At 75.7% G+C, this 22,054-nt stretch carries 16 protein-coding genes; 8 read left to right on the top strand and 8 right to left on the bottom strand.

The window, feature by feature from the left end; all coding sequences use genetic code 11:
- Nucleotides 1-357: DUF4162 domain-containing protein (locus ACFYT9_RS39305; protein WP_376602964.1), on the top strand; the 357-nt coding region annotated here is incomplete at its 5' end.
- Nucleotides 354-1,142: an ABC transporter permease gene (locus tag ACFYT9_RS39310; protein ID WP_376602965.1), complete on the top strand. Its 789-nt coding sequence runs from the start codon at nt 354-356 to the stop codon at nt 1,140-1,142. The genes ACFYT9_RS39305 and ACFYT9_RS39310, both read left to right, overlap by 4 nt.
- 114 nt (nt 1,143-1,256) lie before the next feature.
- Here ACFYT9_RS39310 and ACFYT9_RS39315 read toward each other — a convergent pair whose 3' ends face one another.
- Complete coding sequence (locus tag ACFYT9_RS39315) at nt 1,257-5,330, bottom strand: HEAT repeat domain-containing protein (RefSeq protein ID WP_389171949.1); 4,074 nt, start codon at nt 5,328-5,330, stop codon at nt 1,257-1,259.
- Nucleotides 5,331-5,601: 271 nt separating this feature from the next.
- On the opposite strand from ACFYT9_RS39315, the gene ligA reads away from it, so the two are divergent.
- Nucleotides 5,602-7,698 carry an NAD-dependent DNA ligase LigA gene (ligA, locus tag ACFYT9_RS39320; RefSeq protein ID WP_389171952.1) on the top strand — a complete coding sequence of 699 codons (2,097 nt, stop codon included), beginning with the start codon at nt 5,602-5,604 and terminating at the stop codon, nt 7,696-7,698.
- 136 nt (nt 7,699-7,834) lie between these two features.
- On the opposite strand, the gene ACFYT9_RS39325 is transcribed toward ligA, so the two are convergent.
- From ACFYT9_RS39325 to ACFYT9_RS39355, 7 genes are all read right to left on the bottom strand, one after another.
- A complete protein-coding gene (locus ACFYT9_RS39325) occupies nt 7,835-9,547 on the bottom strand; it encodes a DEAD/DEAH box helicase (RefSeq protein ID WP_389171955.1) in 1,713 nt (570 codons plus the stop codon).
- Nucleotides 9,548-9,636: 89 nt separating this feature from the next.
- On the bottom strand, nt 9,637-9,840 hold the full coding sequence (locus ACFYT9_RS39330) for a cold-shock protein (protein WP_007502648.1): 204 nt from the start codon (nt 9,838-9,840) through the stop codon (nt 9,637-9,639).
- A 195-nt stretch (nt 9,841-10,035) separates the two neighbouring features.
- Nucleotides 10,036-11,928 (bottom strand): helix-turn-helix domain-containing protein, encoded by a 1,893-nt coding sequence (locus ACFYT9_RS39335; RefSeq protein ID WP_389171958.1) that lies wholly within the window; start codon nt 11,926-11,928, stop codon nt 10,036-10,038.
- Between the two features lie 117 nt (nt 11,929-12,045).
- Complete coding sequence (locus tag ACFYT9_RS39340) at nt 12,046-12,528, bottom strand: NUDIX domain-containing protein (protein WP_387275989.1); 483 nt, start codon at nt 12,526-12,528, stop codon at nt 12,046-12,048.
- A gap of 40 nt (nt 12,529-12,568) precedes the next feature.
- Nucleotides 12,569-14,182 (bottom strand): apolipoprotein N-acyltransferase, encoded by a 1,614-nt coding sequence (gene lnt, locus ACFYT9_RS39345; protein WP_387275991.1) that lies wholly within the window; start codon nt 14,180-14,182, stop codon nt 12,569-12,571.
- A gap of 112 nt (nt 14,183-14,294) precedes the next feature.
- Complete coding sequence (locus ACFYT9_RS39350) at nt 14,295-14,852, bottom strand: hypothetical protein (protein ID WP_376602949.1); 558 nt, start codon at nt 14,850-14,852, stop codon at nt 14,295-14,297.
- Nucleotides 14,853-14,925: 73 nt separating this feature from the next.
- Nucleotides 14,926-15,723: a glutamate racemase gene (locus ACFYT9_RS39355; protein ID WP_389171962.1), complete on the bottom strand. Its 798-nt coding sequence runs from the start codon at nt 15,721-15,723 to the stop codon at nt 14,926-14,928.
- A 58-nt stretch (nt 15,724-15,781) separates the two neighbouring features.
- On the opposite strand from ACFYT9_RS39355, the gene ACFYT9_RS39360 reads away from it, so the two are divergent.
- From ACFYT9_RS39360 to ACFYT9_RS39380, 5 genes are all read left to right on the top strand, one after another.
- Nucleotides 15,782-17,011 carry a glycosyltransferase gene (locus ACFYT9_RS39360; protein WP_389171965.1) on the top strand — a complete coding sequence of 410 codons (1,230 nt, stop codon included), beginning with the start codon at nt 15,782-15,784 and terminating at the stop codon, nt 17,009-17,011.
- A gap of 316 nt (nt 17,012-17,327) precedes the next feature.
- Entirely contained in the window at nt 17,328-17,858 is a 531-nt protein-coding gene (locus ACFYT9_RS39365) for a DUF6643 family protein (protein ID WP_387275997.1), read from the top strand.
- A gap of 55 nt (nt 17,859-17,913) precedes the next feature.
- Nucleotides 17,914-18,738, top strand: coding sequence for an MOSC domain-containing protein (locus ACFYT9_RS39370; RefSeq protein WP_389171968.1), 825 nt, complete (start codon nt 17,914-17,916; stop codon nt 18,736-18,738).
- A 93-nt stretch (nt 18,739-18,831) separates the two neighbouring features.
- Nucleotides 18,832-19,431 carry a hypothetical protein gene (locus ACFYT9_RS39375; RefSeq protein ID WP_389171970.1) on the top strand — a complete coding sequence of 200 codons (600 nt, stop codon included), beginning with the start codon at nt 18,832-18,834 and terminating at the stop codon, nt 19,429-19,431.
- A 156-nt stretch (nt 19,432-19,587) separates the two neighbouring features.
- The coding region (locus tag ACFYT9_RS39380) for a right-handed parallel beta-helix repeat-containing protein (protein WP_389171973.1) at nt 19,588-22,054 on the top strand (2,467 nt) is incomplete at its 3' end.

Consider the following 22,054-nt stretch of genomic DNA (forward strand, 5'->3'; position numbering starts at 1 on the left):
CTCAACGGCGGCCGCATCGTCGCCGAAGGCACCGCCGAACAGCTCAAGCGCCAGATCCCCGGCGGCCACGTCCGCCTCCGCTTCACCGACCCGACCGCGTACCAGGCCGCCGCCGCGGCCCTCCGCGAGGTCACCCGTGACGACGAGTCCCTGGAACTCCAGATCGCCAGCGGCGCGAGCCAGCGCGAGCTGCGCGCCATCCTCGACTGGCTGGACTCCACCGGCGTCGAGGCCGACGAGCTCACCGTCCACACCCCCGACCTCGACGACGTCTTCTTCGCCCTCACCGCCGGCGACGTCCCCCACCAGACCGGCCCGGCCGGCCCGTCCGACCAGAAGCAGGAGTCCACCCGATGAGCGCCCTCTCCCTCGCCGTCCGCGACTCGTCCACGATGCTGCGGCGCAACCTCCTCCACGCCCGGCGTTACCCGTCCCTGACGCTGAACCTGCTGCTCACCCCGGTGATGATGCTGCTGCTCTTCGTCTACGTCTTCGGTGACGTGATGAGCGCCGGCATGGGCGCGGGCGCTGACCGCGCCGCGTACGTCGCCTATGTGGTGCCCGGCATCCTGATGATGACCATCGGCGGCACGGTCGTCGGCACCGCCGTCTCCGTCTCCAACGACATGACCGAGGGCATCATCGCCCGCTTCCGGACGATGGCGATCCACCGGCCCTCGATCCTCGTCGGGCACGTCGTCGGCAGCGTCCTCCAGTGCCTCATGAGCGTGGTCCTCGTCGGCGCCGTCGCCGTCGCCATCGGCTTCCGCTCCACCGACGCCACCGCCCTCGAATGGCTCGCCGCCTTCGGCCTCACCGCCCTGATCGCCTTCGCGCTCACCTGGATCGCCGTCGGCATGGGCCTGGTCTCCCCCAATGCCGAGACCGCCTCCAACAACGCCCTCCCGCTGATCGTGCTCCCCCTGATCTCCAGCGCGTTCGTCCCGATCGACTCGATGCCCGGCTGGTTCCAGCCGATCGCCGAGTACCAGCCCTTCACCCCCGCCATCGAGACCCTCCGCGGCCTCCTCCTCGGCACCGAGATCGGCCACAACGGCTGGCTCGCGGTGGCCTGGTGCGCCGGCCTCACGGTCCTCGGCTACCTCTGGTCGAAGTCGGTCTTCAACCGCGACCCCAGGTGACCCAGGCTCTCCCGGCCGCCAGGGCGGCGTACCCGACACCCGTCGGCGTACGCCGCCCCCGCGGCGTTCCCGCGCCCGTCCGCCGCTCGCCGCTCGCCCCTCCGCCGGGTCCGCCTACCGCGGTTCCGGTTCCGCCTCCCTGATGCGCTCCAGCAGGCGCTCGTAGCCGGCCCGGCGGTCCGGGCGGGCGCGGGAGACGGACCGGCGCAGCAGCGGGACGGCGGCCGGTCCCGCGTGCAGGACGGCCTCCTCCGCATCCCGCCGCACGGTGGCCCGCCCGTGGTCGAGGAGCGCGACGAACGCCGGGACCGCCGGCGTCCACCGCGCCCGCGACAGCACCCGGATCGCCCCGCGCACCACGTCGGACCGCGCGTCGCCGAGCAGGAGCTCGGTCAGCCGCAGGTGTGCCTCCCGGTCGAGCAGCGCCCGCGAGGTCCGGTGCGCGTGCAGCCGTACGCCGGTCTCCGGGTGCGCCAGCAGCTCCCGCAGCAGCTCTTCGAGGCGCGCCGGTTCGAGCACGGCGGAGCGCTCCGCGAGCCGGGCCAGCGTGCGCCGGATCCGCGCGGGCTCGGGCGACCGCAGGAGGGTGACCAGCTCCTCGTACGAGGACGGGGCGGGGGATCCCGCCGGTACGGGTGCGGGCGCGCGTTCACGCAGGGTGCGGAGTGCGCAGGCGCTGCGCTCGGCGGCCGCCGGGCCGGGCAGCGGGCCGTCGACGAGGACGAGCCGCGTCCCTGGGTGCCGCTCGCTCAGCCGGTCGAGGAGCGGGGTGCGCTGGAGACGCCGGCCCGCGAGCAGGTCGAGCAGGCCCGACTCCCCCAGCGCGAGGCGGGGTTCGAGGTGGACGGCCAGGACGTCGGCCGGCACGCGGCGCAGCGCGACCCGCGCGTCCGCCCGCGCGCCCTCGGGCCCGTGCTGCCACAGGTCGAGGAGGACCGGGAGGAGCCGTCGGAGCCGTCCGGCGTCGACGCCGGCGGCGATCCGGGCCACTCGGGCGGGCCGCGCGGTTCCGGCGCCGTCGAGGAGTGCTTCCGGATCGGCCTCCGCCAGCGCGTGGCCGAGCGCGGTCAGGTGCGCGCCGGTGACGGGTGCGTCGGTCCGGCCGTTCAGGTACGCGTCGAGGACGGCGGCGCGCGCCCCCGGCTCGGGCCAGGAGAGGAGGGCGTGCGCGGCCGTGTTCCGCTGCTCCGGGGTGCCGGAGGCGAGCAGGGCGAGCAGGCGTTCCCGCTGCGCGGCCGAGCGCGGCTGGTCCAGGTCCGCGGGGTGGATCACGCGGGGCGCGGAGTTCGCGGCGCGGGCGTCCTCGGTGAGGGTCCAGGGCGGGGCGCCCAGCGGCTGAAGGTCCGTCATCCAGTCGAGCAGCGCGGCCTGGACGTCCCGGGGCGCTTCGGAATGGACCTCGATGAGGGCGGCGAGCAGCTCGCGCGATCCGGCCGCCTCTCCCCGGGCGCGGTAGGCGGACAGGGTGCGCACATCCCGTGCGGCGGCGGCGAGTTCGCGGTGCCAGGTCCGCCGAGCGGTCGGCTCGGTGACCTCGAACGCGTTCCTCAGCAGCGTCGCACCCGCCCGGCGCGGGTCCGGGTCCAGGGCCGCGACGGCGAGCTCTCGGTCGAGGTCGGCGCGGACGACGACCGCTCCGGCGAGCCGGAGGAGCTTCAGCGTCGACCGCCGGCCGGGGCGCGGCGGGGGCGACGATCTGACGGCGGCGGTGACGTGCGAGCGGACGGAGGGGCGCTCCGCGATCGTCTCCAGGAGGCCGATGAGCCCGTCCCGGGTCTCCCCCTCCGCTTCCGCGAGGCCGTCGAGGAGGACGGTGACGTGCCGGGCGAGCGTGTCCCGTTCGTGGGCCGGACGGGGGCCGGGGCAGAGCGGATCCGGCAGCAGCCCGAGGACGGCCCGCCGGGCCCGCTCCGAGCCGGCGGCGAGCGCCAGCCACTCGGGGAGGTACGGGCGGGTCGCCCGCAGCCGCGCGGCGCGGAGGGCGGCGGGCCCGCCGGGCGCGTGGCGTTCGGCGAGCCGCAGGGCGGCGTCCGGGTCCCAGCCGTGCTCCGCCAGGCGTTCGAGGTCGGTCGCGTCCTGGTCGGGTTCGGGTTGGAGCGCGGCGAGCGCGGCGAGGAGGCGGTCACGGACGCGGGCGTCCGTCGTGCCGGTCGCGGCGGCCGTGACCGTGGCGGGGAGGGCGTCGCCGAGGAGGGCGCGGAGGGCGTCGAGGAGGAGGGTGCGCAGGCCGGGGTTGTCGTCGCGGCCGAGGCGGTGGAGGAGCCGGGGCACGGCCCGGGCGGTGCCGGCGGTGGCGAGGGCTCGGGCGGCCGTCTTGCGGACGTTCATGGTCGGGTGGTCGAGGCAGGCGGCGATCGCGTCGGACGCCCAGCGCGCCCCGGCGTCCCCGAGGGCCTCCAGGGTCCGGCGTACGGTCTGGGGGTCGCGGTCGGGTCCGGTCAGCGCGAGCAGCGTCGCCGACACGGCTTCGACGCCGTCGCCCTCCGTGTCGCGCGCCAGGAGGACGACGGCGTGCTTGCGCACGTGCCGGTCGGGGTGGCGCAGGAACCGGTGCGCCCGGCGCCGGACCACGGGGTGGGGCGCGCGCGGGAGGTCGGTCAACAGGCGCAGAAGGACAGTCTGTTCGCCCGTCGTGAGCCCGTCCCTGTCGAGCAGGCCGAGGGTCAGGTCGGTGACGAGCGCCTGCCCGGCGGCGTCGGCGTCGGGGACGTCCAGGAGGCACAGCGGGCGGATCCGGCCGCGCTCGTACAGCCGTCGTCCGAGGCCGCGCAGCGCCTCGTCGGCCTCGGTCGGCACCACCGGTTCCGCGCCGGGTACGGGCTCCTCGCCGCCGGGTTCCCACGCCGAGGCGGCCTCCCCCGCGATCCGCAGCAGCAGGTCGGCGAGGACGGGCAGCAGGTCCGGGCCCGCGTGCGCGGCGAGCCGGGTGAGGGCGGCGACGGGGCGGGCCGGGTCCAGGTGCGCGGCGAGGAGGGCGAGTTCGCGTTCGTCGGGTCCGCCGAGGTCGGCGGCCATCCGGCGTGGCAGCTCGGCCGCGTCGACCCGGACGAGCAGCCGCCGCCGCACCTCGGGATCCGTGGCCAGCAGCCAGACCAGCTCCAGGGCCCGGTGCCGGAAGGGCCGTACCGCGCGCTCGGCCGGCGTCGGCTCCGGAGGCCCGTCGAGGCCGAGGGCCGCGCCCAGGACGCGTACCGTCCGCTCCCCGCCGACGGCCTCCAGCGCGTCGAGCGCGTCGGCGGGGGCGTGCGGGAGGGCGGCGAGGACGGCGTCCTCGGTCCCGGGGTCGCGGAGCGCGCGCAGGGCACGCAGGAACGGACCGGGGGCGGAGGCGAGCGGCAGGACGCGTGCGATCTCCGCGGCCACCGGCAGACCGCCGACGCCCTGTCCGTCCAGGGCGACGAGAAGGTCGAGCCGGCGCGGCCACAGGGGGTCGTGCGGCGCGGTGTCGACCAGCAGGCGCAGCAGTTCGCGCCGGGCGGTGAAGAGGACGGTCGCCACGGTGCGGGCCGGGATCGTGTGGTCGGCGAGGGCGAGGGCCAGCACGGCCGGGACGTCGGGGTCCGTGACGAAGTGGCCGCGCCGGTGCATCGCGCGCAGGCAGTCGGTCCCCGGGCCGGCGAGCAGCAGCGGGTCCTCCCCGGCGAGGTCGAGGACGGCGCGCACGTCCTCGCGCCGCGCGGTCTCCCCGTACAGCGCCAGGGCACGCCTCCGTACGCCGGGCGCCTGGTGCGGATCGAGCGCGGCGCTCCACAGCACCTCCCCCAGCCCGTGGGCGGCCGCGGTGGTCAGCGCGGCGTCGGCGGTGACCGGGCCGAGGAGCCCGGTGAGGCGGGCGGGCGGCAGCGGCTCGACGGCGGCCCAGGGTTCGGCGAGCGCGGCGAGCGCGCCGTTCACGACATCCCCGGCGCGCGCCCCGAGCAGCCCCGTCAGCATCTCCCGGACGAAGGCCGGATCGAGGAGCCGGCGGTGCAGCCCCGACCGGGCCAGCCGCACCGCCTCCCCCTCCAGCATGGCGTCCGCGCTGCCCGCCAGCGCGCGGACGAGCGCGGCGGCTTCCACCGCGTCGCCGGGCTCGGCGGCCCGCACGGCCTGGTAGAGCGCCTCGCCCCGCTCCTCCCGCGCCAGCACCCCCGGATCCCGTACGAGCTCCGCCGCCGACAGCGCGACCCGCACCGCGGGCACCAGCACCTCGCTCGGCCACTCCCGCCACTCCGGTGGGGGCCCGCCGGCTGCGGCGGCCGATTCGAGCGCCGCCTCGGGGCTCGTGGGAGCGGGGCGGGATGATGGGGGGCGGTGACCCGCTGAAGTTATCGACGTCGGACGCACTCCGGGATCGTAGGGTCCCCGACGCATCCGCCCCACCTGCTTTCGTCCCGTTCGTCGGCCCGCTCGCCTGCCCGCTCGCCTGCCCGCTCCGCTGTGGGAGGGCGTTGTCAGACCCTGGCGCCAAGATGAGTCCATGACCTCATCTCCCGCCGTCGAGGCGCACCTTGTCCTGTCCGGTTCCGTCGCTTACGAGGACGCGCTCGGGCGGCTGCGCGCCGCGTCGCGCGCCTATTACGCGGGAGAGAACAGCCCGTTGGACGACGCTTCGTACGACGCGCTGCGGCTGGCCGTGCTCGCGTGGGAGGCGGATCACCCGGGCGAGGCGCCCGGGTCGCCGACGGGGCTGGTCGCCGACGGCGCCGCGCCGGAGGGCGACGTCGCGCACACCACGCGCCTGCTCAGCCTCGACAACGTCTTCGGACCCGAGCAGCTGATCGCCTGGGACGCGTCGCTCCAGCGGCGCCTCGGCCGGGCCGTCGAGGGCGGGTTCACGGTCGAGCCGAAGCTGGACGGGGCGGCCGTCGCCGCCCGGTACCGGGACGGCCGGCTCACCCAGGTCGTCACCCGCGGCGACGGCACGCACGGCGAGGACGTCAGTCATGTCGTGGGCTCGGTGGTCGGTCTGCCCGAGCGGCTGCCGGAGCCGGTGACCTTCGAGGTCCGGGGCGAGGTGCTGTTCACGCGGGAGCAGTTCGAGACGGCGCAGGAGGTGCGCGCGGCGCACGGCGGGGCGCCGTTCGCCAACCCGCGCAACGCGGTCGCGGGCACCCTGCGGGCGAAGGACCGGCCGTACCGGCTGGAGATGACGTTCTGGGCGTACGGCGCCGTCGAGCTGGATGGCGGATCGTTTCTCCCCGCCGGGGCGACGCACGCCGAGGTGCTGGCCGCGGTCGCCGCGGCCGGCGTCCGGACGACGGCCGACACCCCGGCCGGGCTGCACGTGGTCGACACCATCGCCCAGGCGCAGGAGCGGGTCGACGCGATCGGCGCGCTCCGCGCCGGGCTGCCGTTCGGCATCGACGGCGTGGTCGTGAAGGCGAACAGCGCGGCCGAGCAGGCCGAGGCCGGGCTGGGGAGCCGCTTCCCCTACTGGGCGATCGCCTACAAGCTGTCGGCCGTGGAGCGCCAGACCGTGCTGCGGGACGTCGTGTGGGAGGTGGGCCGCACGGGCGTGCTCGCGCCGACCGCCGTGCTCGACCCCGTCGAGATCGACGGCTCCACGGTCTCCCGCGCCACCCTGCACAACCCGGCCGACATCGCCCGCCGCGGTCTCCACCTCGGCGACACGGTCACCGTCCACAAGGCCGGCGACATCATCCCGCGCGTCCAGGCGCCCGTCGTGGAGCTCCGCCCGGAGGGCGCCGCACCGGTCCCGCTGCCTGCCGTCTGCCCGAACTGCGCGGGCGAGATCGACAAGAGCCAGGAGCGGTGGCGGTGCGCGAAGGGCGCGGGCTGCGCGCTGGCCCCACTGATCGAGTACGCGGCCGGGCGCGACGTCCTGGACATCGACGGCCTCGGCAAGACCTACGTGAAGGCGCTGATCGACGCCGGCCTGGTCACGGACGTGGCGGACCTGTTCACCCTCACCGAGGAGCAGCTGACGGTGGCCGCGGGCAGCGCCCGGCGCGGCGCGAAGCTCGTCGAGCAGTTCGAGCTGGCCCGCAGCCGCCCGCTCAGCCGGGTGTTCTGCGCGCTCGGCGTCCGGGGCACCGGCCGTCGCATGTCGCGGCGGCTCGCGGCCCACTTCGGCACGATGGAGGCGATCCGCGCGGCGAGCGCCGAGGACCTGCTGGCCGTCGAGGGCATCGGCCCGGAGAAGGCGCCCGTGGTCGTGGCCGAGCTGGCCGCCCTCGCCCCGGTCGTCGACAAGCTGATCGCGGCGGGCGTCAACATGACCGAGCCCGAGGCGCCCGGTGCTCCCGCCGGGGCCGCCGGGGCCGCCGACGAGGGCTCCGCGCCCGTCGCAGGGCCGCTGGCCGGCAGGACGGTGGTGGTCACCGGAAAGATGACCGGCAGGCTGGACGGCTACGGCCGCTCGCAGATGAACGAGCTCATCGAGCGGGCCGGCGGCCGGGCCGGCAGCGGGGTCAACGCCAGGACCAGCTGTCTGGTCGCCGCGCCCGCCGCCGGCGGCCGGCCCAGCTCGAAGGCGGTCGCCGCCGAGAAGCTCGGCGTGGAGGTCCTCACCCCGGAGGCGTTCGCCGAGCTCGTCGCCGACTACCTCGACTGACGGTTCGCCGCCTACCGCGGCGGACGGGCCGCCGCCGACCGCGACTGCGGCCCGCGGAGCGGCCCCGTGACGGCGACGGGCCCGGCCCCCCGAGGGGAGCCGGGCCCGTGCGCTCGCAGGAACACGCCGGAGGGCGTCAGCGCTCCGACGTACCGCCCTGGGCGGAGGTGCGGCGGCGCGGACGGCGGTCGGCGCTCCGGCCGCCGGCCTTCGCGCCCGCCTCGCCGCCCTTGGCCGCCCCGCCGGATCCCGTACGACGGGAGGGGACGCGGCCGCCGGTCCCGGCGCCGCCCGCGGTGGACGCCTTCGCGCCCGCGGTGGCCCGGCCGCCGGCGCCGGCCTTCACGCCACCGGTCCCACCGGTACCACCGGTGCCGGCGGCACCCGCGGCGGTCCGGCGGCCGGCGCCGCGGCCACCCGTACGCGTGGGAGCCTCGGCCTGCGCCGTCGCGCCGCCGCCACCGCGACGCCGCCGGGAGGGACGGCCGCCTTCGGCGGTGGACTTGCGGGCCGGGCGGGAGGACGCGGGCGCGGTCGGCTGGGGCACCTCGATGGTGACCGCGACGCCGGACGGCTCGCGGGCGCCGGTGAGGGTGGCCAGCTCCTCGTCGCTGGACCGGAGGCGGGTCGTCCGCGGGGCGATGCCCGCGTCCTTCATGAGCCGGCTGAACTCGTGCTTCTGTTCCGGCAGGACCAGCGTCACGACGCTGCCGGAGCCGCCGGCGCGGGCCGTGCGGCCACCACGGTGGAGGTAGTCCTTGTGGTCGGCCGGCGGGTCCACGTTCACGACCAGGTCGAGGTCGTCGATGTGGATGCCGCGGGCCGCGACGTTCGTCGCCACCAGCGCCGTGACCTGGCCGGTCTTGAACTGCTCCAGGGTCCGGTTCCGCTGCGGCTGGGTCCGGCCGCCGTGCAGGGCCGCCGCGCGGACGCCGACGGACAGCAGGCGCTTCGCGAGCCGGTCCGCCGACCGCTTGGTGTCGAGGAAGAGGATCACCCGGCCGTCACGGGCCGCGATCCGCGTGGTGACGGCCTTCTTGTCGGTCGCGTCCTGCACGTGCAGGACGTGGTGCTCCATCGTGGTCACCGCGCCCGCGGACGGGTCGACCGAGTGCACCACCGGGTCGGTGAGGAAGCGCTTCACCAGCTGGTCGATGTTGCGGTCCAGGGTGGCGGAGAAGAGCATCCGCTGCCCGTCCGGCCGCACCTGCTTGATCAGCTTGGTGATCTGCGGCAGGAAGCCCATGTCGGTCATCTGGTCGGCTTCGTCCAGCACCGTGATGCGGACGTCGTCGAGGACGCAGTCGCCCCGCTCGACCAGATCGTTCAGGCGGCCCGGGCTCGCCACGACCACCTCGACGCCACGCCGCAGCGTGGTGGCCTGCTTGGTGATCGACAGCCCGCCGACGACGGTGGTGAGCCGCACGTTCACCGCGGTCGCGTACGGCGCCAGGGCGTCCGTGACCTGCTGGGCCAGTTCGCGGGTCGGCACGAGCACCAGCGCGAGCGGCGCCTTGGGCTGCGCCCGCAGCCCCGCCGTCCGGGCGAGCAGCGCCAGACCGAACGCGAGGGTCTTGCCGGAGCCCGTGCGCCCACGCGCCAGCACGTCACGGCCGGCGAGGGAGTCGGGCAGGGTGGCGCCCTGGATGGGGAAGGGCGTGGTCACGCCCTGCGCGGTGAGGGTCGCCAGCAGCCCCGCGGGCATGTCCAGAGCGGCGAAGTCCTCCGCGGCGGGGAGGGCGGGCGTCGCGCTCTCGGGCATCCGGAACTCGCCGGACGAGGCCGGGGACGAGGCCGGGGCCGAGGGGGCGGAGCCGCGCTTGCTCGGCTTCCGGGGCCTGCGGGACATAGGTTTCTCTGCCTTTCTTCGAACAGCACAAACCGGGGTCCGCACCGCGACGGTGCGAACCCCGGTGAGCGACGGAAAACGTCCGGCTATCAGGCGGGGACGATGTTCTCCGCCTGCGGGCCCTTCTGGCCCTGCGTGACGTCGAACGAGACCCGCTGGCCCTCCTGGAGCTCACGGAAGCCCTGGGTGGCGATGTTCGAGTAGTGGGCGAAGACGTCCGGGCCGCCGCCGTCCTGCTCGATGAAGCCGAAGCCCTTTTCCGAGTTGAACCACTTCACGGTTCCCTGTGCCATGACCTTCTCCTTCTGTAGGCAGAGGCCCCATCCGGAGATGCCGGTAAAAACGAAATATGCGCCTGCGGAAAAGCATTCCGGTCAGGCGCACATAGGTTCATGGGTACCACAACTGCAACAAGTCCACCGTAGCACGATCCGGGCCTCCGTGCTGATCACCCGGGGGTGCGGCGCGCCGCACCCCCGGGTGCGGGGTCAGCGGCCGGCGGGCGGAGCCGACAGGGCGTGCAGGCGCAGGGCCAGCTGTATCTCCAGGGCGCGGGCGGGCGCCTGCCAGTCCGGGCCGAGCAGGCGGCCCACCCGCTCCAGGCGCTGCGCGACCGTGTTCACGTGGACGTGCAGGTCCTCCTTGGTACGGGCGGGGCTCATGCCGCTGGCGAAGTAGGCGTCCAGGGTGCGCAGCAGGTCGGTGCCCCGGCGCCGGTCGTACGCGACGACCTGGCCGATCGTGCGCTCCACGAAGCCGCCGATGTCCCGGCTGTCGGCGAGCAGCAGGCCCAGGAAGCCGAGGTCCTCGGCCGCCGCGCCCTCGCCCGCGCGGTGCAGCAGCCGCAGTGCGTCGAGGCAGCGGCGGGCCTCCTGGTAGGCGCCGGCCACCTGGTCCGGGTGGTCGAGCGGGGCCCGTACCGGCGCGGAGGCTCCGACGGTGACGGGTTCGCGCAGGGCTCCGCCCAGGTGGGCGGCGGTCTGGCGGGCCAGTTCGGCGGCGTCCTCGCCGGGGCCCAGCGGCAGCAGGAGGACCGTCCCGCCGTCGCGGTCGGAGGCGAGGCCGCGCCGGGTCGCGGCGAGGTGGGAGGCGGCGGACCTGAGGCGCTGCCGGTCGGCGCTCTCGCGGCCGGGCGGCTCGCCGCCCCCGTCGGCGGCGGCCCGGTCGACGCGGGCGGCGAGGACCACGTGCGGGGCGTCGCTGTCGGTACGGAGGCGGGCGGCGCGCTCGCGGAGCAGGCCGCGGTCGCGGTCGGGTGCGTCGAGGAGGTCGTCGAGCAGCTCGCCGCGTACCCGCTGCTCGGCCTCGCCGGCCGAGCGGCGGGCGAGCAGGAGCAGGGAGGTGACGAGCGCGGCCCGCTCCAGGGTGCGCAGGTCGACGGGGTCGAGGTCGGGCCTGCCGCGCAGGACGAGCGCGCCCAGGTGCTCGCCTCCGGCGGAGACGGCGGCCACCCAGTCGTCGCCGTCGCGGACGGCGTGTCCGCCCGCGCGGCGGGCGGCGCCCGCGGTGGTCTCGGTGAACTCGACGGTGCCGCCGAGGACCTCGGAGACGGCCCCGGCGACGTCGTGGACCCCGCCGCCGCGCAGGACCAGCTCGGAGAGGCGGTCGTGGACCTCGGCGGCGCGCTCGATGACGGCGCTGTGGGCGCGGATGATGTCGTTGGCCCGCTCCAGTTCGGCGAGGGCGGAGCGGGTCTCGGCGAGCAGGTTGGCGGTGTCGATGGCGACGGCGGCGTGGGCGGCGAAGGAGCCGAGGAGGGCGACCTGCTCGCGTTCGAAGACCCTGGCCCGCCGGTCGGCGGCGAAGAGCACCCCGATGACCTGGCTGCCGAGGGTGAGCGGCACGCCGAGGATGGCGACCAGGCCCTCGTCGCGGACGGCGGTGTCGATGGTGCGGGTGTGCTGGAAGCGCGCGTCGCCGAAGTAGTCCTCGGTGACGTAGGGGCGGGCGGTCTGCGCGACGAGGCCGCCGAGTCCTTCGCCCATGCCCAGCCGGACCTGCTGGAAGCGGGCGGAGACGGAGCCCTCGGTGACCCGCATGTAGGTGTCGCCGGCCACGGGGTCGTTGAGGCTCAGATAGGAGACCTCGGTGCCGAGGAGGGCGCGGGCGCGCTGGACGATGGCGCGCAGCACTGCGTCGAGGTCACGGAGTCCCGCGAGGTCGTGGGCGGTGGCGAAGAGGGCGGACAGCTCGGCCTCGCGGCGTCGCCGGCCCTCCAGCTCGGCGCGGACGCGCAGGGCGAGCTGCCTGGCCTCTTCGAGCCCGGCCAGCGCCTCGGGACCCGCGCCGCTCGCGCGGGCCAGGAGCGCGGGCCGGTCGTATGCCTCCGTGGCGGCTCCCCGGGCGAGGAGTTCCAGGTAGGAGACGTGTTCGTGGGACATGGAGACAGGGATACCCGGCGGAGGAGGGGGCGCACCAGCCCTGTGGACAGCTCCTGTGGACGGCTCCTGTGGACGACTCTGTGGACCTCGCGCGTCCGGGGCGGCGCGCGTCCGGCCTCAGGGTGCGTGCGCGGTGCGGAACGAGGTGGGTCCGTCGCCGAGCGCCTTCTCGATCCGCCGGTGGGAGAAGCGCTTCATCTCGGGGAGGGCGCCGATCTCGAACCAGCCGACGTCGATCGACTCGTCGTCGTTGACCCTGGCCTCGCCTCCGACGGCCCGGCAGGCGAAGGTCACGTCCAGGAACTGGCAGATGTCGCCGTTGGCGTAGACGACGGGCTTGCGCAGGGTCTCGACGAGGATGATCCGCTCGGGCACGCACAGGACCCCGGTCTCCTCCTCGACCTCGCGGACGGCGCAGTCCGCGGGCTGCTCCCCCGGTTCGACGATGCCGCCGATCACGGCCCACGCCCCGGTGTCCGCGCGTCGGCCCAGCAGGACCCGGCCCCGGTCGTCGAACACGACGGCGCTGACGCCGGGCAGGAAGAGCAGCTGGTGCCCGGCGGTCTTGCGGAGCTCTCGGATGAAGTCAGGGGTTGCCATGGGCCGACCCTAGATCATCCGTCCGGGGCCGTCCCCGGGCTCAGGACCGCGCGCGGCGGGCCCGTACGGCGCGGACCGCGCTCCAGCCGAGTCCGGCGGCGGCGACGGCGGCGAGCAGGGCCTCCGGGAGGGTGCCGAGGCGGGTCGCGGGGGTCTGCGTGGAGCGCAGCGGGACCTCCTCGACGAGGTAGTCCGGGGTGAACATCTCGGTCCGGGAGACGATCTCCCCGTCGGGGCGGATCACGGCGCTGACGCCGCTGGTCACGGGGACGACGACGGCCCGGCTGTGCTCGACGGCCCGCACCCGGGACATGGCGAGCTGCTGGTAGGTCATCTCGCTGCGGCCGAAGGTGGCGTTGTTGCTGGGGACGGTGAGCAGCTGGGCGCCGTGGGTGACGGTGTCGCGGACGGCCCAGTCGAAGGCGGCCTCGTAGCAGGTGGCGAGGCCGACCTTGGTGCCGGCGAGGTCGAAGACGCCGACCTTGTCGCCGGGGCCGAAGTCGCGGGCCACGCGGTCCACGTTGCTGTTGAAGAGGCGGACGACCGGCCGCATCGGGATGTACTCGCCGAAGGGCTGGACGTGCCGCTTGTCGTAGGTGGCGACGGGCCCTCGGCCGGGCTCCCACTGGATGAGGGTGTTGCGGAGCTTCCCGGTGGGCGGGGCGATGACGGCGCCGATGACGGTGGGGGCCTTGACGGCGTCGACGGCGCCCTCGATGACGGCGGCGGCGTCGGGGTTGGCGTAGGGGTCGATGTCGGAGGAGTTCTCCGGCCAGAGGACGAAGTCCGGCTGCGGCTTCGTCCCGGCCTCGACCTCCTCGGCGAGTTCGCGGGTGCGGGCGGCGTGGTTGTCGAGGACCTGGCGGCGCTGGGAATTGAAGTCGAGGCCGAGGCGGGGGACGTTGCCCTGGATGGCGGCGACGGTGGCGGTGCCGTCCTCGGCGGTGTCGCTGACGAGCGGCAGGGCGGCGAGGGCGCCGGTGACCGGGACGAGGACGGAGAGCGCGGCGGCGGCGAGCGGTCCGCGCGGGACGGTGCCGGTGGCGCGGTGGAGGCGGACGACGCGGATCGCCTCGTAGAGGCCGAAGCCGCAGAGGGCGACCGCGAAGCCGAGCACCGGGGTGCCGCCGACGGCGGCGAGGGGCAGGAAGACGCCGTCGGCCTGGCCGAAGGCGATCTTGCCCCAGGGGAAGCCGCCGAACGGCACGCGCGCGCGTGCCGCCTCGCCCAGGATCCACACGCCCGCGGCGAAGACGGGCCACCAGGGGAGCCGGGAGACGGCGGCGATGCCGAGTCCCACGACGGCGACGAAGAGGGCCTCGATCGCGGCGAGGGCGAGCCACGGCACGGGGCCGACCTCTTCGCCGGTCCAGACGAGGAGCGGCAGGAGGAAGCCGAGTCCGGCGAGCTGGCCGAGACCGAAGCCCGCGCGGAGGCGGCGCCCGTACAGGCTCCAGCCGAGGAGGGCGAAGGCCGGCAGTGCGAGCCACCACAGGGGGCGGGGCGGGAAGCTCAGGTAGAGCAGGACGCCGGAGAGCAGGGCGGCTCCGGGGCGGACGAACCGCGTGGCCCGGCCGAAGCGGCGCGGCCGGTCCTCGCTCGCGGACGCGTCGTCGGCGGCTCCGGCGGCTTCGGGGGAGATGGTGGTGCTCACCTTGCGGAGTGTACGGGGCGACCCTGTTGACGCCTGGTCCGGCACGGTACGGGGACGGGCCCGGCGCCCGGTCCGGTCGGCGAAGGCGACGAACCGTACGCGCGCGGGCCGGTCAGGCGCCGGCGGGGGTCTGGGGCGGGGCGGGGCGGCGGAGGTGGTGGCGGATGGAGTCGACCGCGCCCTCGGCGCCGTCGACGGTGACGGTGAAGGTGCGTCCGTCGGCGAGCAGGAGCACCAGGCCCTCGCCCCGGCGGACGACGACGGCCGTGCCGCGGTCGGGGCGCCAGCGGTAGCCCCAGCCGCCCCAGTGGCGGGGGGTGACGCTGGGGGCGTAGTCGGCGTCGAGGACCTCGGTGAAGGGGATGGTCCGGCGCGGGACGCCGATGTGTCCGCAGCGGACCTCCATGGCGTCCGCGTCGACGCGGACCTCGACGTGGACGAAGGCGAGGGTGCCGAAGAGGACGAGGAGTCCGGCCGCGAGGCAGCCGACGACGGCCATGGCGAGTGCCAGGATGCCGGAGGTCCAGGCGGATTCGACGGCGATGGTGATGCCGAGCGCCATGAAGGCGGCGCCGGCGAGGGCGGCGATCCACTGGAAGCGGTTGGTGGCGCGGCCGGTCCACACGGCTGTCGGTGGGCCTCCGGTGCGCTGCTTCCTGAAATGCCTCATATCGGGAAGATTACCCAGTGGTGCGAAGTTCAGCGCGACGGAGAGGAGTGGTCCGGTCACCCGGAGCCACAGGTCAGGCGGTGGGCGCGGGGGCGGCCGCGAGGAGGCGTCCGGCGGCGTAGTCGAGGGCGGCGGCCGGGAGGGAGCCGGGACGGCCGCTGAGGAGGACGGAGAGGGTGCCGGTCGGGTCGGCGGCGGGGGCCGGTGCGGCGCCGATGCGACGGAGCGCCTGGGCGGCGACCGCGTCGGCGGAGCCGTGGAAGACGACGGGCGGCAGTCCGGGGCGGCGGCGGGGGGCCAGGGCGGCGAGGATGCGGTCCTCGACGAGTTCGTAGTGGGTGCAGCCGAGGACGAGGGCGCGGACGTCCGGCGGGGTGAGCTCGGCGGCGGCGGCGACGGCCCGGTCGATGGCCTCGGGGTCGGCGTGCTCGACGGCGTCGGCGAGGCCCGGGCAGGGCACCTCGGTGACCTCGGCGCCCGCGGCGAACTCGCGGATGAGCCCGCGCTGGTAGGGGCTGCCGGTGGTGGCGGGGGTCGCCCAGATGGCGACCTTGCCGCCGGCCGCGGCGGCCGGCTTGATCGCGGGGACGGTGCCGATGACCGGGATCGACGGTTCGAGGGCGGCGCGCAGGGCGGGGAGGGCGTGGACGGAGGCGGTGTTGCAGGCCACGATCAGCGCGTCCGGCCGGCGGTCGGAGGCGGCGCGGGCGACGGCGAGCGCCCGTCCGGTCAGGTCCTCGGCGGTACGCGGCCCCCAGGGCATGCCGTCGGGGTCGTTGGAGAGGAGCAGCTCGGCGTCCGGACGCAGCCGGCGCACCGCGGCGGCTGCCGGGAGGAGGCCGATTCCGGAGTCCATGAGCGCGATCTTCACCCGGTCACCCTAGCCGATGGCCCCTGTATCCCCGCCTTTCTGGGGCAGACTGCGGCAAATGAGCATCCTCGCCTGGTTCGCGTCCGCCTCCCTGGTCGTCTGGGTCTGGCTCCTGCTCGGTCAGGGCTTCTTCTGGCGCACGGACCAGCGCCTGCCGCGGGGCGGCCGCGCCCGACGGGTCCTCTCCCCCGCGCGCGTGGACCCGGAGGGATGGCCCGGCGTCGTCGTGGTCGTGCCCGCGCGGGACGAGGCCGAGGTCCTGCCGCTGAGCCTGCCGTCGCTGCTGGCCCAGGACTATCCCGGCCGGGCCGAGGTGGTCCTGGTGGACGACGGGAGCACGGACGGGACGGGCCGCCTCGCCGCCGGCCTGGCCGCGCGCCACGGCGGGCTGCCGCTGACGGTGGCGTCGCCGGGGGAACCCGCGCCGGGGTGGACGGGGAAGCTGTGGGCGCTGCGGCACGGGATGGCGCTTGCACGCGCGCGGGGGCCGGAGTTCCTGCTCCTGACGGACGCGGACATCGCCCACGAGCCGGACAGCCTGCGGCGGCTCGTGGCCGCCGCCCTGGGCGACGACCGGGATCTGGTCTCGCAGATGGCGCGGCTGCGGGTGGCCGGCGGCTGGGAGCGCCTGGTGGTCCCGGCCTTCGTCTACTTCTTCGCCCAGCTCTATCCGTTCCGGTGGATCAACGCCGACCGGCCGCGGGCGACGGCGGCGGCCGGCGGCTGTGTGCTGCTGAGGACGGAGACGGCGGTGGCGGCCGGGGTGCCGGACGCGATCCGCACGGCGGTCATCGACGACGTGGCGCTGGCGCGGGCGGTGCGGGCTGCGGGTGGCCGGATCTGGCTGGGGCTGGCCGAGCGGGTGGACTCGGTGCGCCCGTACCCGGGGCTCGGGGAGCTGTGGCGGATGGTGGCGCGGAGCGCGTACGCCCAGCTGCGGTACAGCCCGCCGCTGCTCCTGGGGACGGTCGCCGGGCTCGCGCTCGTCTATCTGGTGCCGCCGGTCGCGCTGACGGCGGGGGTGGTGTCCGGGGACGCGCGGGCCGCGTGGGCGGGCGGTGCGGCGTGGGCCGTGATGGCGGGGACGTACCTGCCGATGCTCCGCTACTACCGCCTGCCCCCGTGGACGGCGCCGCTGCTGCCGTTCACGGCCTTCCTCTACCTTCTGATGACGGTCGATTCGGCGGTACGGCACTACCGGGGACGCGGCGGGGCGTGGAAGGGGCGCTTCTACTCGGGAAGCGCCGGCGCGGGGGGCGGGGAATTCGCTTCCCGACACGGGGAGTAACGCCGCGAATTCGGCGCGTGCGCGACGTGCGCCGTGGCGCGGGATTGACGATTCGGCATACCCAAGATCACTTCCCTCACTCCTTCCGGTCGCCTTTTCTTTATCCGTTCTTCATACCGGAGGCGCTTCTCGGCGCCTGACGGGGCAACCTGCCGGTAACCCCCTCCCAGCTCGGGTTTTACGCGATCATGGGACAAGAATGTGCCCGATTTTGACATGTTCGCTCTGGTTGGGGATCCACTGCCGTCAGAAGCCTGTCAAAGAAGGTGATGAGCAGGCTCCCCAATCGGCAGATCGTGGGCTTAACTTATGTGCCATGACCTCCCCCCGCTCCAGCTATGGAGGCGGTTACCACACCGCGCCGTCCTTCCCGGACACCCCTATCTACGACTCCCTGGTCGCGGAGCGGGGCACGCCTCAGATCGCCCCGATCCGAGTGCCCGCCGCGTACGAGGCCCCCACCGGATACCCGGCCCCCCTCGGCTATCCGGCGCCCGCCCCGACGGGCTCCTATCTGCCGGCGCTGCCGGCGGCCCTGCCCGCCCTCCCGTCCGCGCCGTCCCCCCATCCGGCGCCCGCCTACCAGGGCGGTGGGTACGGGTACCCGCACGCGGCCCCGCAGATGGCGCCCGCGCCGCTCCAGCCGGCGCCCACGCCGTACATCCCGCAGCAGCCCGCCCCGCCGCGCGGCTACCCGGGGGGACCGGTCCCGCAGCCGGCCCGCCCGATGGCCGGCGGCTACGAGGCGATGCGCCCCGCCGCCCCGCGCCCCGCACCGGCGCCGGTCCCGGCTCCCGCGCAGTACCAGGACCCGTACAACCGTCCCTACCAGGGCGGCGGTTACTGACGGGCCCGCCCGGCTCAGGTCTCACCGGGGACGGAGCGGCTGGCAGGATGAGGACATGCCTGATCCCGTCCTCCGCTCCGTCCACGTCCACCCGGTGAAGTCCCTCCGCGCGCTCGACCGCGCGGAGGCGGAGGTGCAGCCGTGGGGCCTCGCGCACGACCGCCGCTGGGCCGTCGTCGACGCCCGGGGCACGGTCATGACCCAGCGCCGCCACCCCCGGCTGGCCCTCGCGACCGCCGTACCCCTCGCCGACGGCGGTCTGCGGCTGACCGCGCCCGGCCGGGATCCCCTCGTGGTCGCCGTGCCGGAGCCCTCGGCCACGCTCACCGTCGACATCTTCGACAAGCCCGTGGAGACGGTCCCCGCCGGCGAGACGGCCGCGGTCTGGTTCTCGGCCTTCCTGGAGACGGACGCGCGCCTGGTCCACCTGGACGCGCCCGAGCACCGGCGCCCCGTCGATCCCGCGTACGCGCTCCCCGGCGAGACGGTGAGCCTCGCCGACGGCTATCCGCTGCTCGTCACCTCCGCCGCCTCCCTCGACGCCCTCAACGCGCTGATCGCCCGGGGCGACCACGCCGCCGAGGGCCCGCTGCCCATGAGCCGCTTCCGGCCGAACCTGGTCGTCGGCGGGACCGAGCCGTGGGCGGAGGACGGATGGACCCGCCTCACCGTCGGCGAGGTGACCTTCCGGGTGGCCAAGCCGTGCGGACGGTGCGTCGTGACCACCACGGACCAGACCACCGCCGCGCGCGGCAAGGAACCGCTCCGGACGCTCGCCGCGCACCGCAGGCTGGACGGCAAGCTCGTCTTCGGCCAGAACGTGGTCCCCGAGCACCGCGGCACCGTCCGCGTCGGCGACCCGGTGAAGATCCTCGACTGACCCGCACCGCCCCACCCCCTCCGCTCTCGACAGGCGAACCCGGCGCCGCGCGGGCAGACTCGTCCGAGGAACGACGAACAAGGGGGTTCCGGCATGCGTGCGATCTCCGGACTCTGGCGCTGGCGGCGCAATCCCCTGCGCCGGACCACGGACCTGGTCGAGGCGTGGGTGGCGCTCGCCGCCGTCGTCCTGCTGTGCGTGGGGGTGCCCCTGGCCGGCTGGACGGCCGGCTCCTCCGCCCAGGCGTCCCTCCAGCGCGCGGTCCGCGCCCAGCAGCAAGGACGGGTCGAGACCACCGCCCGGGTCCTGCGCCCCGCCCCTCCCGCCCTCGCGGCCGAGGCCCGGACCTCCGAGCAGCGGTTCCGGCGCGCGGTCGTGGCCCGCTGGGCCGCGCCCGACGGCACCTCCCGCACGGGAACCGTCACCACCTCCCGGGGCAGCGACGCCCCCGGAGACACCTTCCGGCTCTGGACCGACCGGGACGGCCGCGCCGTCGCCGCCCCCCTGGCCCGCGACACCGCCCGCGCCCACGCCTGGGTCGCCGGCCTGACGGCGGCCGTTCTCGCCGGGCTCGGCGTCGAACTCGTCCGGCGGCTCGTGATGCGGCGGCTGCGCTTCCGCCGGTACGCGCGCCTCGACCGCGCCTGGGCCTCGGTCGGCCCCGACTGGGGCCGCACCGGCACCGGCAGCTGACGGCGACCGGAACCCTGCCTTCCGTGCCCCGTACGGGTGCGGCTCGACGACCCGTCAACCCCGCGCCTCCACGCGCGCTACGGTGGGGCATCGGATCCACCATCCAGGAGACCGGATCCTGGATCCAATCGCACGAGGCGGGGGCAGAGCACACCCATGGCACACGGCACGGTCCAGGTGACGCACACCGGCACGTCGCGGTGGCGGCGCCGCACGGGCGAGTACGCCTCCCTCGCCGCCGCCCTGGAGGCGGCCGGGGACGGCGACGTCCTCACCGTCGCGCCCGGCACCTACCGCGAGAACCTCGTCGTGACCCGGGCGGTGACCCTGCGGGGGCCGGAGGACGGGGCGGGGCCCGTGCGGATCGCGCCGCCGGACGGGGTGCCGCTGACGCTGCGCGCGTCCGCGATCGTCCAGGACCTGCACATCGAGGGCCAGGACGTGGCGGCCCCGGCGCTGCTCGTCGAGGACGGCACGCCGGAACTGCTCGACCTGCGGATCATGACCCGCTCCGCCGCCGGGATCGAGGTGCGCGGGCAGGCCCGCCCGACCGTCCGCCGCTGCACCGTGGACAACCCGGCCGGCGTCGGCATCGCGACCGTCGACGGTGCCGGCGGCGTCTTCGAGGAGTGCGAGGTCGTCTCCGCCGGCCAGGCCGGGGTGTCGGTGCGCGGCGGGGCCCACCCGCGGCTCGAACGCTGCCGGGTGCACCACGCCTCCGGCGCCGGAATCGCCGTCACCGGCGAGGGCAGCGCCCTGGAGGGCGTCGGCTGCGAGGTGTACGAGATCAAGGGCGCCGGCGTGCAGATCGCGGGCCGCGGCAGCGCGCACCTCGTGGACTCCTCCGTCCACCGCACCTCCGCCGACGGCGTCACCCTGGACACCGACGCCGTGCTGACGCTCTCCGACTGCGACATCCACGACGTGCCGGAGAACGCGGTGGACCTGCGGTCCCGCTCGGTGCTCACGCTGACCCGCTCGACGGTGCGCCGCTTCGGGCGCAACGGCCTCTCCGTCTGGGACCCCGGCACGCGCGTGGACGCCCACCAGTGCGAGATCCACGACAGCACCGGCGACTATCCGGCGGTCTGGGTGAGCGACGGGGCCTGCGCCGTCCTCGACGCCTGCCGGGTGCACGACGTGCCCGACGCCCTCTTCGTGCTCGACCGCGGCTCCCGGGTGGACGTCGTGGACAGCGATCTCACCCAGGTGCGGAACACCGCCGTGTCGGTGAGCGACGGCGCCACCGCCCAGCTCGACGACTGCCGGATCAAGGAGGCGTCGACCGGCGCCTGGTTCCGCGACCACGGCAGCGGCGGCACCCTCGCCAACTGCACGATCGACACCGTGCAGACGGGCGTCATCGTCACCAAGGGCGCCGACCCCACGGTCGAGCGCTGTGTCGTCACCTCCCCCGCCGAGGCCGGCTTCTACGTGTCCGCGGAGGGCCGCGGCACCTTCCACGGCTGCCGGGTCACCGGCAGCGGCGGCTACGGCTTCCACGTGATGGACGGCTGCCGGACCGTGCTGCGCCGCTGCCGGACCGAGCGCTGCGCGCGCGGCGGGTACGAGTTCCCCGAGGACGGACCCACGGTCGAGGACTGCACCGGCGACGAGAGCGCCGTCCGCACCCCGCCGGTACCCGAACCGGTCGTGCCGGCCCCGGTCCTGACGGCCGCCCAGCACTCCCCCGGCCTGCTCGGCGCCTACCCCCCGCCGCGTACCGCCGCCGCACCCGCCCCTGCGGCCGCTCCGGCCCCGGCGTCCGTCACCGTGCCCGCTCCCCGCTCCTCCGAGGACGTGCTCGGCGCGCTGGACGCGCTGGTCGGCCTGGACAGCGTCAAGCTGGAGGTGCGGACCCTCACCAACATGATCGAGGTGGGCCGCAAACGGCAGGAGGCCGGTCTGAAGGCCGCCTCGGTCCGCCGCCACCTCGTCTTCACCGGCAACCCGGGCACCGGCAAGACCACCGTCGCCCGCCTCTACGGCGAGATCCTGGCCGCGCTCGGGGTGCTGGAGCGCGGGCACCTGGTGGAGGTCTCCCGGGTGGACCTGGTCGGCGAGCACATCGGCTCGACGGCGATCCGCACCCAGGAGGCCTTCGACCGGGCGCGCGGCGGCGTCCTCTTCGTCGACGAGGCGTACGCGCTGTCGCCGGAGGACTCGGGCCGGGACTTCGGGCGCGAGGCGATCGACACCCTGGTGAAGCTGATGGAGGACCACCGGGACGCGGTCGTGGTGATCGTCGCCGGCTACACCGCCGAGATGGAGCGGTTCCTGACCGTCAACCCCGGTGTGGCGTCCCGCTTCTCCCGGACCATCAGCTTCGGCGACTACACCCCGGAGGAGCTGCTGCGGATCGTGCGGCAGCAGACCGACGAGCACGAGTACCGGCTCGCCGACGGGGCGGACGACGCCCTGCTGAGGTACTTCGAGAAGCTGCCGAAGGGCCCGGCGTTCGGCAACGGGCGGACGGCGCGGCAGACCTTCGAGTCGATGGTCGAGCGGCACGCGGGCCGGGTCGCGGGGGGGGGGGGGGGGGGGGCCCCCCCCCCCCCCCCCCCCACACCCCCCCCCCCCCCCCCCCCCCCCCCCCCCCCCCCCCCCCCCCCCCCCCCCCCCC

It is taken from the genome of Streptomyces sp. NPDC004435 (assembly GCF_042873895.1).
Lineage (GTDB): Bacteria > Actinomycetota > Actinomycetes > Streptomycetales > Streptomycetaceae > Streptomyces.